The sequence below is a fragment of the Fischerella thermalis PCC 7521 genome (assembly GCF_000317225.1).
Lineage (GTDB): Bacteria > Cyanobacteriota > Cyanobacteriia > Cyanobacteriales > Nostocaceae > Fischerella > Fischerella thermalis.
Window position 1 is genome coordinate 1 of record NZ_AJLL01000020.1, and the last position, 461, is coordinate 461.

Here is a 461-nt window from a genome sequence, read left to right on the forward strand (position 1 = left end):
ATATGAATCCATCATTCATAATTTTGATATCCCAGGTCGGTCGCAGGATTGAGATATGGCTTTCAAACTATGAAATGGTTCGGATTGTGGGCTATTAGCTCAGGTGGTTAGAGCGCACCCCTGATAAGGGTGAGGTCCCTGGTTCGAGTCCAGGATGGCCCACCTGAGGAAATGTTGAAGGATGAATGATAAATGATGAATGAAAAAACTTTCAAAATTTAGAATTCATAGTTCATAATTTCTTGAGGGGGTTTAGCTCAGTTGGTAGAGCGCCTGCTTTGCAAGCAGGATGTCAGGAGTTCGAGTCTCCTAACCTCCACCTGTAATGACACTTATGAAGCAATCAAAATTTGTTAACTTCCACCTTTGTGGGAGTGTGAGATTAGGAATTGTGGATGTTGTGTCAAGCGTGCTAAGGTCAAAAACCAGGCTCAAGCCTAGCATCTGAATGAAAATATTCA

2 tRNA genes are annotated in these 461 nt (G+C 42.3%); both read left to right on the forward strand.

Annotated features, from left to right (window positions below):
• The first annotated feature begins 88 nt into the window (after positions 1-88).
• Positions 89-162 (forward strand) — tRNA-Ile (locus tag UYK_RS0104850).
• A gap of 84 nt (positions 163-246) precedes the next feature.
• Positions 247-319, forward strand: a tRNA-Ala gene (locus tag UYK_RS0104855).
• Positions 320-461 lie beyond the last annotated feature (142 nt).